This window comes from Pseudomonas sp. BF-RE-22 (assembly GCF_019956155.1).
In the GTDB taxonomy this organism is placed as follows: domain Bacteria; phylum Pseudomonadota; class Gammaproteobacteria; order Pseudomonadales; family Pseudomonadaceae; genus Aquipseudomonas; species Aquipseudomonas migulae.
Window position 1 is genome coordinate 1 of the sequence record NZ_JAHBDD010000087.1, and the last position, 15,230, is coordinate 15,230.

At 55.0% G+C, this 15,230-nt stretch carries 11 protein-coding genes, 4 tRNA genes and 1 rRNA gene; all 16 read left to right on the top strand.

What is annotated here, in order from left to right; translation table 11 throughout:
* Positions 1-67: 67 nt before the first annotated feature.
* The 16 genes from rrf to rpoC all read left to right on the top strand — a co-directional run bounded on the left by rrf (position 68) and on the right by rpoC (position 15,039).
* A 5S ribosomal RNA gene (gene rrf, locus KGA82_RS28295) occupies positions 68-183 on the top strand.
* A 134-nt stretch (positions 184-317) separates the two neighbouring features.
* Positions 318-1,277, top strand: a complete 960-nt coding sequence (birA, locus tag KGA82_RS28300; RefSeq protein WP_223453240.1) for a bifunctional biotin--[acetyl-CoA-carboxylase] ligase/biotin operon repressor BirA — start codon at positions 318-320, stop codon at positions 1,275-1,277.
* Complete coding sequence (locus KGA82_RS28305) at positions 1,267-2,016, top strand: pantothenate kinase (protein ID WP_008030876.1); 750 nt, start codon at positions 1,267-1,269, stop codon at positions 2,014-2,016. The genes birA and KGA82_RS28305 overlap by 11 nt, the downstream gene beginning before the upstream one ends.
* Positions 2,017-2,023: 7 nt before the next feature.
* Positions 2,024-2,464 (top strand): hypothetical protein, encoded by a 441-nt coding sequence (locus tag KGA82_RS28310; RefSeq protein WP_008041291.1) that lies wholly within the window; start codon positions 2,024-2,026, stop codon positions 2,462-2,464.
* Positions 2,465-2,606: 142 nt separating this feature from the next.
* A tRNA-Tyr gene (locus KGA82_RS28315) sits at positions 2,607-2,691 on the top strand.
* A 24-nt stretch (positions 2,692-2,715) separates the two neighbouring features.
* Positions 2,716-2,789, top strand: a tRNA-Gly gene (locus KGA82_RS28320).
* 26 nt (positions 2,790-2,815) lie between these two features.
* Positions 2,816-2,891 (top strand) — tRNA-Thr (locus tag KGA82_RS28325).
* 173 nt (positions 2,892-3,064) lie between these two features.
* Positions 3,065-3,140: transfer RNA gene (locus tag KGA82_RS28330), tRNA-Trp, on the top strand.
* Between the two features lie 45 nt (positions 3,141-3,185).
* Complete coding sequence (gene secE, locus KGA82_RS28335) at positions 3,186-3,554, top strand: preprotein translocase subunit SecE (RefSeq protein WP_007896620.1); 369 nt, start codon at positions 3,186-3,188, stop codon at positions 3,552-3,554.
* Between the two features lie 9 nt (positions 3,555-3,563).
* Positions 3,564-4,097, top strand: coding sequence for a transcription termination/antitermination protein NusG (gene nusG, locus KGA82_RS28340; protein WP_007896622.1), 534 nt, complete (start codon positions 3,564-3,566; stop codon positions 4,095-4,097).
* Between the two features lie 117 nt (positions 4,098-4,214).
* Entirely contained in the window at positions 4,215-4,646 is a 432-nt protein-coding gene (gene rplK, locus KGA82_RS28345) for a 50S ribosomal protein L11 (protein WP_008030880.1), read from the top strand.
* A complete protein-coding gene (gene rplA, locus KGA82_RS28350; protein ID WP_008041297.1) occupies positions 4,646-5,341 on the top strand; it encodes a 50S ribosomal protein L1 in 696 nt (231 codons plus the stop codon). The genes rplK and rplA overlap by 1 nt, the downstream gene beginning before the upstream one ends.
* Positions 5,342-5,539: 198 nt before the next feature.
* Complete coding sequence (gene rplJ, locus KGA82_RS28355) at positions 5,540-6,040, top strand: 50S ribosomal protein L10 (protein WP_110755008.1); 501 nt, start codon at positions 5,540-5,542, stop codon at positions 6,038-6,040.
* Between the two features lie 75 nt (positions 6,041-6,115).
* Positions 6,116-6,481 (top strand): 50S ribosomal protein L7/L12, encoded by a 366-nt coding sequence (rplL, locus tag KGA82_RS28360; protein WP_008030886.1) that lies wholly within the window; start codon positions 6,116-6,118, stop codon positions 6,479-6,481.
* A 220-nt stretch (positions 6,482-6,701) separates the two neighbouring features.
* Positions 6,702-10,775, top strand: a complete 4,074-nt coding sequence (gene rpoB / locus KGA82_RS28365) for a DNA-directed RNA polymerase subunit beta (RefSeq protein WP_008030889.1) — start codon at positions 6,702-6,704, stop codon at positions 10,773-10,775.
* 64 nt (positions 10,776-10,839) lie between these two features.
* A complete protein-coding gene (gene rpoC / locus KGA82_RS28370; protein ID WP_008030891.1) occupies positions 10,840-15,039 on the top strand; it encodes a DNA-directed RNA polymerase subunit beta' in 4,200 nt (1,399 codons plus the stop codon).
* The last annotated feature ends 191 nt before the right edge of the window (positions 15,040-15,230 follow it).

A 15,230-nucleotide genomic window follows, 5' to 3' on the forward strand; every position in this document is an offset into this window, starting at 1 on the left:
AGCAACACACAAACTATCGCATACCCAATTCGCTGGAACGTCGCAAGACGCGTCAGCTCAAGAATTTCTTGACGACCATAGAGCATTGGAACCACCTGATCCCATCCCGAACTCAGCAGTGAAACGATGCATCGCCGATGGTAGTGTGGGGTTTCCCCATGTGAGAGTAGGTCATCGTCAAGATTAAATTCCGAAACCCCAATTGCGAAAGCAGTTGGGGTTTTGTTTTGTCCGCAAGAAAATCTGCCCAGTACGGTTTCTATGCAACGGCTCAAGGCATGGCTATCATGCGGGCCTCATTGTGAGGCGGGACTTGCATGCTGACGTTGTTAAAGCTTCTTAAGGATGGCCGATTCCATTCAGGCCAGGCCCTGGGCACCGCTTTAGGTGTCAGTCGCAGTGCTGTGTGGAAGCAGCTTCAGCTTCTCGAGGCTGAGCTTGGCTTGTCCATCCACAAGGTGCGGGGGCGTGGTTATCAATTGGCCTCGCCGTTGACATTGCTCGACTCTGTCGCAATAGCAGAGCAGGCGCCTTCTTGTGATTGGCCCATTCTGGTTTTCGATTCAATTGACTCCACTAACGCCGAGGCGCTGCGTGCAATAGAGCGCGGTCAGGTAGCGCCATTTCTTGTGCTCGCCGAGCGGCAGACGTCCGGCCGTGGGCGCCGTGGGCGTAAGTGGGCGAGTCCTTTCGCGGAAAATATCTATTACAGTCTGGTGTTGCGTATTGAGGGGGGCATGCGCCAGTTGGAAGGCTTGAGCCTTGTTGTTGGACTTGCTGTCTTGCAAACCTTGCGAGCGCTGGGCGTATCAGATGCAGGTTTGAAATGGCCCAACGATGTTCTGGTTGGTCAAAAAAAACTCGCGGGGATACTGCTTGAGTTGGTAGGCGATCCTGCTGATGTGTGCCATGTAGTTCTGGGTGTCGGGATCAATGTGAACATGCAGATGACCGACGAGGTTGATCAGCAGTGGACGTCCTTGCGGCTTGAGTCAGGGCGGACATTCGATCGCAATCAATTGGTCGCGCAGTTGGGGCAGATGCTCCAGGTTTATTTGAGTCGACATCAAGTCGGCGGATTTTCCGCTATCCAGGCTGAGTGGGAGCAGAATCATCTGTGGCAGGGTCGGGCGGTCTCGTTGATCGCCGGAGTTAACCATATAGATGGCGAGGTACTGGGTATTGATAGTCAGGGTGCTCTGCGCTTGAAGGTGGGTGGTGTGGAAAAAGTCTTTAGTGGTGGTGAGCTCAGCTTGAGGTTGCGTGATGATTCTTGAGCTCGACTGCGGAAACAGTTTTATCAAGTGGCGAGTGCTTGAAGCTGATGCTCGCCAGACGGTTGGCGAGGGCGTCGTCGACTCCAATCTTGCATTGCTGGAGAGTTTGAGTGCGCTCAAGGGGCTCGCCCTCAAGTTTTGCCGATTGGTCAGTGTCCGAACGGCAGAAGAGACCGGTGCATTGATTACTCTGCTCACCGACACTTTTGGAGTGTCAGTAGTTTGCGCTGCGCCCGCTCGCGAAATGTCGGGGGTTCGCAATGGCTATGAAGAGTTCGAACGCCTGGGGCTCGACCGCTGGCTGGCGATGCTTGGGGGGTTCCAATTAGCGTCGGGTGCATGTCTGGTGCTTGATTTTGGTACTGCTGTCACTGCGGATTTCGTCGCCGGTGATGGAGAGCATCTCGGGGGGTTTATTTGTCCGGGAATGCCATTGATGCGAAATCAATTGCGCACCCATACCCGTAAAATTCGTTATGGGGATCTGGCAGCTGAGCGCGCCATGGAGAGTCTCGTTCCAGGTCGCACAACCGTCGAAGCGGTTGAGCGGGGGTGCTCGTTGATGCTTAGAGGCTTTGTTCTGACCCAGCTGGAGCTTGCGCGTAGCTACTGGGGGGCGGATTTCTCCGTGTTTCTGACCGGTGGGGATGCCGGGTTGGTTTCTGAGATTGTGCCAGAGGCTAGAGTGGTTCCGGACCTGGTATTTGTGGGTTTGGCTATGGCATGTCCTTTGTCCTGAGGTTCTTATGCGTTGGTTGTTTCTGCTGCTGCTTGTTCTGAATGTGTTCTATTACATCTGGCACCAACAAGAGGCTCCTCTGCGCGCGAAGGATGTCACTCCTCTCAGTTTGTATAGGGGAGGGCAGCAGGATATTCGCTTGTTGAGCGAGGCGGCTGATCCGGTCCTTGATAAGGGGAAGGCTGCTCTGCCGGACAATAGTTGTTTGTACTTGGGTGGTTTTGTTCGTCAAGAAGCGGTTCAGGCAGTTGAACGGCGCTTGAATGGCATGGAAATCAAGTATCAGCTCCTGCCAAAGGATCATCTTGAATTCGCGGGTTATTGGGTTCGGATCGCCCCTGAAAGCCGGCGTTGGCTGGGTGAGGTTCAGCTGCAAAACCTTTCTAGAGAATTCAATGAGTTAAAACATAAAATAATGCCGTGTGAGGGGGTTGCACCGGCTGAATAGTTTGAATAGAATGGCGCCCGCTTCGCAGTGAACGCCTTTAACGGCAAACGCAGCGAAGCGATGTCAACGCAGCTAACCTCAGGTTTTTAATGAGAAAATGCTTGACAGAAGGCTGGCATGATATAGAATGCCGGCTCGCTTAGGAGGGGTTCCCGAGCGGCCAAAGGGATCAGACTGTAAATCTGACGTCTACGACTTCGAAGGTTCGAATCCTTCCCCCTCCACCATTTTTAGCGAGAGCTGCAAGCCTCGCGGGTATAGTTTAGTGGTAGAACCTCAGCCTTCCAAGCTGATGATGCGGGTTCGATTCCCGCTACCCGCTCCAAGTTTGCAGGTCCTGCAAAGTGTTACGCTCTTGTAGCTCAGTTGGTAGAGCACACCCTTGGTAAGGGTGAGGTCAGCGGTTCAAATCCGCTCAAGAGCTCCATATAACAAGGCAGATATGAAAATATCTGCCTTTGTTTTAAGGGTTGCGATCAGGCCTTGTTGTTTTTTGTTGGCTGGTTGCGCGGGTGGCTTTGGCCTTAGGGTCGAGGCTGTCGAGTAAGGTGTTGTAATGTCTTTTTCGGGTCGGCATAATGGTCGGCCTGATTTTGTTTTAGGTCAGTAGCTCAATTGGCAGAGCGACGGTCTCCAAAACCGTAGGTTGGGGGTTCGATTCCCTCCTGACCTGCCAGATTCACTTGGTGTGTCTGGCTTTCTTTTCACAGGATCTTCATAGATGACTCCTAAAGCTGAAGCTCAAGGCTCTCGCTTCGATCTGCTCAAGTGGCTAGTAGTAGTCGCTTTGGTGGTTGTTGGCGTTGTTGGTAATCAGTATTACTCTGCTTCGCCGATCCTGTACCGCGTACTTGCATTGCTTGTCATCGCCGCTGTGGCTGCCTTCGTAGGCCTGCAAACAGTCAAGGGCAAGTCTTTCTTCGTACTGGTTAAGGAAGCTCGCACCGAGATTCGTAAAGTCGTATGGCCAACTCGCCAAGAAACCACGCAGACCACGTTGATCGTTGTCGCTGTTGTGTTGGTTATGGCGTTGCTGTTGTGGGGTCTTGATTCCCTGCTCGGCTGGCTTGTTTCCTTGATTGTCGGCTAAGGGTGTCCCGTGGCTAAGCGTTGGTACGTTGTGCATGCTTACTCCGGTTACGAGAAGCATGTCATGCGCTCGTTAGTAGAGCGCGTAAAGCTGGCTGGCATGGAAGATGGCTTTGGCGAAATTCTGGTTCCCACTGAAGAAGTGGTTGAAATGCGTAATGGCCAGAAACGCAAAAGCGAGCGTAAGTTCTTCCCAGGTTATGTGCTGGTTCAGATGGACATGAATGAGGGTACTTGGCACTTGGTCAAGGATACTCCTCGGGTGATGGGTTTCATCGGCGGTACCGCTGATAAGCCAGCACCAATCACAGACAAAGAGGCAGAAGCGATTCTGCGTCGTGTCGCTGATGGTAGCGATAAGCCGAAGCCGAAGACGTTGTTCGAGCCTGGCGAGTCGGTGCGTGTCAATGACGGGCCGTTTGCCGACTTTACCGGCACGGTTGAAGAAGTTAACTACGAAAAGAGCCGGATCCAAGTGGCAGTGCTCATTTTCGGTCGCTCTACTCCGGTAGAGCTAGAGTTCAGCCAGGTCGAAAAAGTCTAGCTGAGCAAGCATCCCAACCCCGCAGCCCTAGGCTGTGGGGTTTTGTCGTCACTGGGATAAACGCGCAAGTAACCGGGGAGCCTTTCGAGGCGTTCGAACCCGTAATTGGAGTGCCTCATGGCCAAGAAGATTACCGCTTACATCAAGCTGCAAGTGAAGGCCGCTCAGGCTAACCCAAGCCCACCTGTTGGTCCTGCTCTGGGTCAGCACGGCGTGAACATCATGGAATTCTGCAAGGCTTTCAACGCCCGTACTCAGGGTATTGAGCCGGGTCTGCCGACTCCAGTGATCATCACTGTCTACAGCGACCGTAGCTTCACTTTCGAAACCAAATCCACCCCTGCTTCGGTTCTGCTGAAGAAGGCGGCTGGTCTGACTAGCGGTTCCGCTCGTCCGAACACCGTTAAGGTTGGCACTGTGACTCGTGCTCAGCTGGAAGAAATCGCGAAAGTTAAAAACGCGGATCTGACTGCAGCTGATATGGAAGCAGCCGTGCGTACCATCGCCGGTTCTGCTCGTAGCATGGGCCTTAACGTGGAGGGTGTGTAATGGCTAAGTTGACCAAGCGTCAAAAGGCTATCGCCGGCAAAATCGAAGCAGGCAAGTCCTACAACTTTGTAGACGCTGCTGCTCTGCTGGCTGAGCTGTCAACTGTCAAGTTCAGCGAGTCGTTCGACGTTGCTGTGAACCTGGGTGTTGACCCGCGTAAATCCGACCAGGTCGTTCGTAGCGCTACTGTGCTGCCGCACGGTACTGGCAAGACTGTTCGCGTTGCTGTGTTCACCCAGGGTCCAGCTGCTGAGGCCGCTCTGGCTGCCGGCGCTGACCGTGTAGGTATGGACGACCTGGCTGCCGAAATGAAAGGCGGCGACCTGAACTATGACGTAGTTATCGCATCCCCGGATGCAATGCGCGTTGTAGGCCAGTTGGGTCAGATCCTCGGTCCACGTGGCCTGATGCCTAACCCTAAAGTCGGCACCGTAACTCCAGACGTAGCTACCGCGGTTAAAAACGCCAAGGCTGGTCAGGTTCGTTATCGCACCGACAAAAACGGCATCATCCACACTTCCGTTGGCAAGATCGGCTTCGACGCCGTCAAGCTGAAGGAAAACGTTGAAGCCCTGATCGCTGATCTGAAGCGTATCAAGCCAGCTTCCTCGAAAGGCATTTACGTCAAGCGCGTTACCCTGAGCACCACTATGGGCCCAGGTCTGGTCATCGACCAAAGCTCGCTCGACGCTTAAGACAAAAGTTGGCGTAAGCGATTACGCCAATTGAAAGATTGGGGTCCCTGCCTGGCGGGGGCTATCCAAGACCGTAGGCGACGCAAGTCTTAAACCACAAGCCTACGCAGATGGTGCTCCCGGTTCCTTACCGAATCAGACACCAAAACGACATCCGGTTTCGACCAGATGAAACGGTAACAAGCAGGAGTTAAACCCGTGGCAATTAAACTCGAAGACAAGAAGGCCATCGTCGCTGAAGTCAACGAGGCTGCCAAAGTCGCTCTGTCCGCTGTCGTGGCTGATGCCCGTGGCGTAACAGTAGGCGCAATGACCGGACTCCGTAAAGAGGCTCGTGAAGCTGGCGTTTACGTACGTGTTGTACGTAACACCCTGCTCAAGCGCGCCGTTGCTGACACTGAATTCAGTGTTCTCAACGACACGTTCACTGGCCCTACCCTGATTGCCTTCTCCAAAGAACATCCAGGCGCTGCTGCCCGGATCTTCAAAGAGTTCGCAAAGGGTCAGGACAAGTTCGAGATCAAGGCAGCTGCGTTCGAGGGCAAGTTCCTCGCAGCTAACCAAATCGACGTACTGGCAACTCTGCCGACCCGTGACGAAGCAATTTCTCAGCTGATGAGCGTGATTCAAGGCGCTACCAGCAAATTGGCTCGTACTCTGGCGGCAATTCGCGACCAGAAAGAAGCCGCTGCAGCCTAAGGCTCGTCAGCTTCTCGCGTTTTTTGTTTTTTTCGATGGTCGCGTAGGCCGTCCCCAATATCAGGAATTAGATTCATGTCTATCTCTCAGAACGATATCCTTGAAGCAGTTGGCAACATGTCCGTAATGGAAGTTGTTGAGCTGATCAAAGCTTTCGAAGAAAAATTCGGTGTTACCGCTGCTGCTGCATCGGCTGGTCCAGCTGCTGCTGCCGCTGTTGTTGAAGAGCAAACTGAATTCAACGTCATGCTGACCGAAGCTGGCGAGAAGAAAGTTAACGTGATCAAGGCTGTACGTGAACTGACCGGTCTGGGCCTGAAAGAAGCCAAGGCTGTAGTTGACGGCGCTCCTGCCATGGTTCTGGAAGCTGTTGCCAAAGACGCAGCTGACAAAGCCAAAGCAGTACTGGAAGAAGCAGGCGCTAAAGTCGAGCTGAAGTAAGCATCGACTTTGCTCCTCCAGCCCGAGCGTTAAGCGAAAGGCTGATGGCTGGTGGCTCTTGCCACCGGCCTTTTTCCGTTATTGGCAGCCGACTGGGTCGGTGCTGATAACGAGTTGTAACCACCCGATGCGGTGGCGCAAACCATGGGGTTTGCACGATTTTCTGGCTGCTCCCGTCGGGAGGGGCCAAACAAGCAGGTGACCAAGCTGGGGAACGCTGATGGCTTACTCATATACTGAGAAAAAACGTATCCGCAAGGACTTTAGCAAGTTGCCGGACGTCATGGATGTGCCGTACCTCCTGGCCATCCAGCTGGATTCGTATCGTGAATTCTTGCAAGCGGGAGCGACTAAAGATCAGTTCCGCGACGTGGGCCTGCATGCGGCCTTCAAATCCGTTTTCCCGATCATCAGCTACTCCGGCAATGCTGCGCTGGAGTACGTCGGTTATCGCCTGGGCGAACCGGCATTTGATGTCAAAGAATGCGTATTGCGCGGTGTAACTTACGCCGTACCTTTGCGGGTAAAAGTGCGCCTGATCATTTTCGACAAAGAATCGTCGAACAAAGCGATCAAGGACATCAAAGAGCAAGAAGTCTACATGGGTGAAATCCCCCTGATGACTGAGAACGGTACCTTCGTAATCAACGGTACCGAGCGTGTAATCGTTTCCCAGCTGCACCGTTCCCCGGGCGTGTTCTTCGACCACGACCGTGGCAAGACGCACAGCTCCGGCAAACTGCTGTACTCCGCGCGCATCATTCCTTACCGCGGTTCGTGGTTGGACTTCGAGTTCGATCCGAAAGACTGCGTGTTCGTGCGTATCGACCGTCGTCGCAAGCTGCCTGCATCGGTACTGCTGCGCGCGCTCGGCTATACCACTGAAGAAGTGCTCGACGCGTTCTACACCACCAACGTCTTCCACGTGCAAGGTGAAAACCTCAGCCTGGAACTGGTGCCTCAGCGCCTGCGTGGTGAAATTGCTGTCCTGGATATCCTGGATGACAAAGGCAAGGTTATTGTCGAGCAAGGTCGTCGTATCACCGCTCGCCACATCAACCAGCTGGAAAAAGCCGGGATCAAAGAGCTGCAAGTGCCTCTGGACTACGTCCTGGGTCGCACTACCGCCAAGGTCATCGTGCATCCGGCAACCGGCGAAATCCTGGCGGAGTGCAACACCGAGCTGAACACCGAGATCCTGGCGAAAATCGCCAAGGCTCAAGTTGTCCGCATCGAAACTCTGTACACCAACGATATCGACTGCGGTCCGTTCGTCTCCGACACCCTGAAGATCGACTCCACCAGCAACCAATTGGAAGCGCTGGTCGAGATCTATCGCATGATGCGTCCAGGCGAGCCGCCAACCAAAGACGCTGCCGAGACTCTGTTCAACAACCTGTTCTTCAGCCCTGAGCGCTATGACCTGTCTGCGGTCGGCCGGATGAAGTTCAACCGTCGTATCGGTCGTACCGAAATCGAAGGTTCGGGCGTGTTGTGCAAAGAAGACATCGTCGCGGTTCTGAAGACTCTGGTCGACATCCGTAACGGTAAAGGCATCGTCGATGACATCGACCACTTGGGTAACCGTCGTGTTCGCTGCGTAGGCGAAATGGCCGAGAACCAGTTCCGCGTTGGCCTGGTACGTGTTGAGCGTGCGGTCAAAGAGCGTCTGTCGATGGCTGAAAGCGAAGGCCTGATGCCGCAAGACCTGATTAACGCCAAGCCAGTGGCTGCGGCGGTGAAAGAGTTCTTCGGTTCCAGCCAGCTGTCTCAGTTCATGGACCAGAACAACCCGCTGTCCGAGATCACCCACAAGCGTCGTGTGTCAGCACTCGGCCCTGGCGGTTTGACTCGTGAGCGTGCCGGCTTTGAAGTTCGTGACGTACACCCGACTCACTACGGTCGTGTATGCCCGATCGAAACGCCGGAAGGTCCGAACATCGGTCTGATCAACTCCCTGGCCGCCTATGCGCGCACCAACCAGTACGGCTTCCTCGAGAGCCCGTACCGTGTGGTGAAAGACGCTCTGGTCACCGACGAGATCGTGTTCCTGTCCGCCATCGAAGAAGCTGATCATGTGATCGCTCAGGCTTCGGCCACGATGAACGACAAGAAAGTCCTGATCGACGAGCTGGTAGCTGTTCGTCACTTGAACGAGTTCACCGTCAAGGCGCCGGAAGACGTCACCTTGATGGACGTATCGCCGAAGCAGGTAGTTTCGGTTGCAGCGTCGCTGATCCCGTTCCTCGAGCACGACGACGCCAACCGTGCGTTGATGGGTTCGAACATGCAGCGTCAAGCTGTACCAACCCTGCGCGCTGACAAGCCGCTGGTCGGTACCGGCATGGAGCGTAACGTAGCTCGTGACTCCGGCGTTTGCGTCGTGGCTCGTCGTGGTGGCGTTATCGATTCCGTGGACGCCAGCCGTATCGTGGTTCGTGTTGCTGATGACGAAGTTGAAACCGGCGAAGCTGGTGTCGACATCTACAACCTGACCAAATACACCCGCTCTAACCAGAACACCTGCATCAACCAGCGTCCGCTGGTGCGTAAAGGTGATCGGGTCCAGCGCAGCGACATCATGGCCGACGGCCCGTCCACCGACATGGGTGAGCTGGCTCTGGGTCAGAACATGCGCATCGCGTTCATGGCATGGAACGGCTTCAACTTCGAAGACTCCATCTGCCTGTCCGAGCGTGTTGTTCAGGAAGATCGCTTCACCACGATCCACATTCAGGAACTGACCTGTGTGGCACGTGACACCAAGCTTGGGCCTGAGGAAATCACTGCAGACATCCCTAACGTGGGTGAAGCTGCACTGAACAAACTGGACGAAGCCGGTATCGTTTACGTAGGTGCTGAAGTTGGCGCAGGCGACATTCTGGTCGGTAAGGTCACTCCGAAAGGCGAGACTCAACTGACTCCGGAAGAGAAGCTGCTGCGTGCCATCTTCGGTGAAAAAGCCAGCGACGTTAAAGACACCTCCCTGCGTGTACCTACCGGTACCAAGGGTACTGTCATCGACGTACAGGTCTTCACCCGCGACGGCGTTGAGCGTGATGCTCGTGCACTGTCGATCGAGAAGACTCAGCTCGACGAGATCCGCAAGGATCTGAACGAAGAGTTCCGTATCGTTGAAGGCGCCACTTTCGAACGTCTGCGTTCCGCTCTGGTCGGCCATAAAGCCGAAGGCGGCGCTGGTCTGAAGAAAGGTCAGGACATCACCGACGAAGTTCTCGACGGTCTTGAGCATGGTCAGTGGTTCAAACTGCGCATGGCTGAAGATGCTCTGAACGAGCAGCTCGAGAAGGCTCAGGCCTACATCGTTGATCGCCGCCGTCTGCTGGACGACAAGTTCGAAGACAAGAAGCGCAAACTGCAGCAGGGCGATGACCTGGCTCCAGGCGTGCTGAAAATCGTCAAGGTTTACCTGGCAATCCGTCGCCGCATCCAGCCGGGCGACAAGATGGCCGGTCGTCACGGTAACAAAGGTGTGGTCTCCGTGATCATGCCGGTTGAAGACATGCCGCACGATGCCAATGGCACCCCGGTCGACGTCGTCCTCAACCCGTTGGGCGTACCTTCGCGTATGAACGTTGGTCAGATCCTTGAAACCCACCTGGGCCTCGCGGCCAAAGGTCTGGGCGAGAAGATCAACCGGATGATCGAAGAGCAGCGCAAAGTCGCCGAGCTTCGCAAGTTCCTGCACGAGATCTACAACGAGATCGGCGGTCGTAACGAAGATCTGGATAGCTTCTCCGATCAGGAAATCCTGGATCTGGCGAAGAACCTGCGTGGCGGCGTTCCAATGGCCACTCCAGTGTTCGACGGCGCCAAGGAAAGCGAAATCAAGGCCATGCTGAAACTGGCAGACCTGCCAGAAAGCGGCCAGATGCAGCTGACCGACGGCCGTACCGGCAACAAGTTCGAGCGCCCGGTTACTGTTGGCTACATGTACATGCTGAAGCTGAACCACTTGGTAGACGACAAGATGCACGCTCGTTCTACCGGTTCGTACAGCCTGGTTACCCAGCAGCCGCTGGGTGGTAAGGCACAGTTCGGTGGTCAGCGTTTCGGGGAGATGGAGGTCTGGGCACTGGAGGCATACGGTGCCGCTTACACTCTGCAAGAAATGCTCACAGTGAAGTCGGACGATGTGAACGGCCGTACCAAGATGTACAAAAACATCGTGGATGGCGATCACCGTATGGAGCCGGGCATGCCCGAGTCCTTCAACGTGTTGATCAAGGAAATTCGTTCCCTCGGCATCGATATCGATCTGGAAACCGAATAACACGTGACGCGAATCGAGAGCGGGGCAGGATTGCCCGCTCTCTGCTCCGCCAGGAGGAAAGGCCTTGAAAGACCTACTGAATTTGCTGAAAAACCAGGGTCAAGTCGAAGAGTTCGATGCCATCCGTATTGGATTGGCATCGCCTGAGATGATCCGTTCGTGGTCGTTCGGTGAAGTTAAAAAGCCGGAAACCATCAACTACCGTACGTTCAAACCTGAGCGTGACGGCCTGTTCTGCGCCAAGATATTTGGCCCGGTAAAGGATTACGAGTGCCTGTGCGGTAAGTACAAGCGCTTGAAGCACCGTGGTGTGATCTGCGAGAAGTGCGGCGTTGAAGTCGCGCTGGCTAAAGTTCGTCGTGAGCGCATGGCGCACATCGAACTGGCCTCGCCAGTTGCCCACATCTGGTTCTTGAAATCGCTGCCGTCGCGTATCGGCTTGCTGATGGACATGACCCTGCGTGATATCGAACGCGTTCTCTATTTCGAGAGCTATGTCGTTATCGATCCAGGCATGACCACCCTTGAAAAAGGTCAGCTGCTGAACGATGAGCAGTACTTTGAAGCGCTGGAAGAGTTCGGCGACGATTTCGATGCCCGCATGGGTGCCGAAGCTGTCCGCGAACTGCTGCACGCTATCGACCTGGAACACGAGATTGGCCGTCTGCGTGAAGAAATTCCGCAAACCAACTCCGAAACCAAAATCAAGAAGCTGTCCAAGCGTCTGAAGTTGATGGAAGCCTTCCAGGGTTCCGGCAACCTTCCAGAATGGATGGTGCTGACCGTTCTGCCGGTTCTGCCGCCAGATCTGCGTCCACTGGTCCCGCTGGATGGCGGTCGCTTCGCGACTTCCGACCTCAACGATCTGTATCGTCGAGTGATCAACCGTAACAACCGCTTGAAGCGTCTGCTCGATCTGTCCGCTCCGGACATCATCGTGCGCAACGAAAAGCGTATGTTGCAGGAAGCCGTCGATGCACTGCTCGACAACGGTCGTCGTGGTCGCGCTATCACCGGTTCCAACAAGCGTCCTCTGAAATCCCTGGCTGACATGATCAAGGGTAAGCAAGGTCGTTTCCGTCAGAACTTGCTCGGTAAGCGTGTTGACTACTCGGGTCGTTCGGTAATTACCGTAGGTCCGACCCTGCGTCTGCACCAGTGCGGTCTGCCGAAGAAAATGGCTCTCGAGCTGTTCAAGCCGTTCATTTTCGGCAAGCTGGAAATGCGTGGTCTCGCTACCACCATCAAAGCTGCGAAGAAGATGGTTGAGCGCGAGCTGCCGGAAGTTTGGGACGTTCTCGCTGAAGTTATCCGCGAACACCCAGTGCTTCTCAACCGTGCACCGACCCTTCACCGTCTGGGTATCCAGGCGTTTGAACCAGTTCTGATCGAAGGTAAGGCTATCCAGCTGCACCCTCTGGTCTGTGCTGCGTACAACGCCGACTTCGACGGCGACCAAATGGCCGTGCACGTACCGCTGACACTGGAAGCCCAGTTGGAAGCGCGTGCGTTGATGATGTCGACCAACAACATTCTGTCGCCAGCCAACGGTGAGCCAATCATCGTTCCGTCGCAGGACGTTGTATTGGGTCTGTACTACATGACTCGTGAAGCGATCAACGCCAAGGGCGAAGGTCGTGTGTTCGCGGATCTGCAGGAAGTTGACCGTGTGTTCCGTGCCGGCGAAGCCGCGCTGCACGCAAAAGTCAAAGTGCGGATCAACGAAACCGTCAATGACCGTGATGGCGGCAGCGTGACCAACACTCGTATCGTCGACACCACTGTCGGCCGTGCGCTGTTGTTCCAGGTTGTACCAAAAGGTCTGTCGTACGACGTCGTCAACCTGCCGATGAAGAAAAAGGCGATCTCCAAGCTGATCAACCAGTGCTACCGCGTGGTTGGTTTGAAAGAGACCGTGATCTTCGCTGACCAGTTGATGTACACCGGTTTTGCCTATTCGACTATTTCCGGCGTTTCCATCGGTGTTAACGACTTCGTTATCCCGGATGAAAAAGCCCGCATCATCGGTGCTGCTACCGACGAAGTGAAAGAGATCGAAAGTCAGTACGCCTCCGGCCTGGTAACCCAGGGCGAGAAGTACAACAAAGTGATCGACCTTTGGTCCAAGGCGAACGACGAAGTTTCCAAGGCGATGATGGCCAACCTCTCGAAAGAGAAAGTCATCGACCGTCATGGCGTCGAAGTCGACCAAGAGTCCTTCAACTCGATGTACATGATGGCCGACTCGGGCGCACGGGGTTCTGCTGCGCAGATCCGTCAGCTCGCCGGTATGCGTGGCCTGATGGCCAAGCCGGACGGCTCCATCATCGAAACGCCGATTACTGCGAACTTCCGTGAAGGTTTGAGCGTACTTCAGTACTTCATCTCGACTCACGGTGCTCGTAAAGGTTTGGCGGATACCGCGTTGAAAACTGCGAACTCCGGTTACCTGACTCGTCGTCTGGTAGACGTGGCGCAGGATCTGGTTGTGACCGAGATCGATTGCGGCACCGAACATGGCCTGGTAATGACTCCGCACATTGAAGGCGGTGACGTTGTTGAGCCGTTGGGTGAGCGCGTATTGGGTCGTGTCATTGCCCGTGACGTATTCAAGCCAGGTACCGAGGAAGTTATCGTTCCTGCCGGCACTCTGGTAGACGAGAAGTGGGTCGAGTTCATCGAGCTGAACAGCATCGACGAAGTCATCGTGCGTTCGCCGATCAGCTGCGAAACTCGCTATGGCATTTGCGCCAAGTGCTACGGCCGTGACTTGGCTCGTGGTCACCAGGTGAACATCGGTGAAGCGGTCGGCGTTATCGCTGCCCAGTCCATCGGTGAGCCGGGTACCCAGCTGACCATGCGTACGTTCCACATCGGTGGTGCGGCAAGCCGGACCTCCGCAGCTGACAGCGTTCAGGTGAAGAATGGCGGTACCGTCCGTCTGCACAACCTGAAGCACGTTGAGCGAGTGGATGGTTGCCTGGTTGCTGTGTCCCGTTCCGGTGAGCTGGCAATCGCTGATGACTTCGGTCGTGAGCGCGAGCGTTACAAGCTGCCGTACGGTGCTGTGATTTCGGTTAAAGAAGGTGACAAGGTCGACGCTGGCGCAATCGTGGCCAAGTGGGATCCGCACACTCACCCAATCGTTACCGAAATGAAAGGTACCGTGACCTACGTGGGCATGGAAGAAGGCATCACGATCAAGCGTCAGACTGACGAATTGACCGGTATGACCAACATTGAAGTTCTCGACGCCAAAGACCGTCCAGCTGCCGGTAAAGATATCCGTCCTGCTGTGAAGATGGTTGATGACAACGGCAAGGATCTGTTGCTGCCAGGCACTGACGTTATCGCTCAGTACTTCCTGCCAGCCAACGCCCTGGTCGGTGTTGCGGACGGTGCGAAAATCGCGATCGGTGATGTTATCGCTCGTATTCCGCAAGAGACTTCGAAGACCCGTGACATCACCGGTGGTCTGCCGCGTGTTGCCGACTTGTTCGAAGCCCGTCGTCCGAAAGAAGCCTCGATTCTGGCTGAAGTCAGCGGCACCATCGCGTTCGGTAAAGAGACCAAAGGCAAACGCCGTCTGGTCATCACTCCGAACGACGGTAGCGATCCGTACGAAGAGCTGATTCCGAAGTGGCGTCACCTGAACGTCTTCGAAGGCGAACAGGTAAACCGCGGCGAAGTTATCTCCGACGGCCCGAGCGATCCACACGACATCCTGCGTCTGCTGGGTGTAAGTGCGCTGGCCAAGTACATCGTGAACGAGATCCAGGACGTTTACCGTCTGCAAGGCGTGAAGATCAACGACAAGCACATCGAGACCATCCTGCGTCAGATGCTGCGTAAAGTTGAAATCGCTGAATCCGGCGATTCCAGTTTCATCAAGGGCGACCAGATGGAATTGACTCACGTATTGGTAGAGAACGAGCGCCTGGCGAACGACGAGAAATTCGTTTCCAAGTTCACTCGCGTGCTGCTGGGTATCACCAAGGCGTCGTTGTCCACCGAATCGTTCATCTCGGCGGCTTCCTTCCAGGAAACCACCCGCGTACTGACCGAAGCGGCGGTAACCGGCAAGCGCGATTACCTGCGCGGCCTGAAAGAAAACGTGGTCGTGGGTCGTCTGATCCCGGCTGGTACCGGTCTGGCTTATCACAGCGAGCGTAAGCGCCGTCGTGATGCTGACAAACCGTTGCGCGTAAGCGCCAGTGAAGTGGAAGCTGCACTGACCGAAGCGCTGAACTCGAGCGGTAACTGAGTTCTGCGATAAATGAGCCAAGGCCCTGATCGTTCCGTTCATCGAATCAAGACATTTTGTCGAGGTTGGATAAGCGGGAAGGTCGGGGCCTTGTCTTGACTGGGGGCAAGATCCTCTTTAGACTCTTGTACCCCTAAATTTGGCGGGAATTCGTTCCTGCCATTTTGCTTTTCTTGCAAGACAATAGCGTC

What these genes read in the sequence shown, in the direction of transcription:
- KGA82_RS28310 (WP_008041291.1), top strand. Translation starts at nt 2,024, where the DNA reads ATGCGTTGGTTGTTTCTGCTGCTGCTTGTTCTGAATGTGTTCTATTAC.
- rplA (WP_008041297.1), top strand. Translation starts at nt 4,646, where the DNA reads ATGGCTAAGTTGACCAAGCGTCAAAAGGCTATCGCCGGCAAAATCGAA.
- birA (WP_223453240.1), top strand. Translation starts at nt 318, where the DNA reads ATGCTGACGTTGTTAAAGCTTCTTAAGGATGGCCGATTCCATTCAGGC.
- rplK (WP_008030880.1), top strand. Translation starts at nt 4,215, where the DNA reads ATGGCCAAGAAGATTACCGCTTACATCAAGCTGCAAGTGAAGGCCGCT.
- KGA82_RS28305 (WP_008030876.1), top strand. Translation starts at nt 1,267, where the DNA reads ATGATTCTTGAGCTCGACTGCGGAAACAGTTTTATCAAGTGGCGAGTG.
- rplL (WP_008030886.1), top strand. Translation starts at nt 6,116, where the DNA reads ATGTCTATCTCTCAGAACGATATCCTTGAAGCAGTTGGCAACATGTCC.
- secE (WP_007896620.1), top strand. Translation starts at nt 3,186, where the DNA reads ATGACTCCTAAAGCTGAAGCTCAAGGCTCTCGCTTCGATCTGCTCAAG.
- rpoB (WP_008030889.1), top strand. Translation starts at nt 6,702, where the DNA reads ATGGCTTACTCATATACTGAGAAAAAACGTATCCGCAAGGACTTTAGC.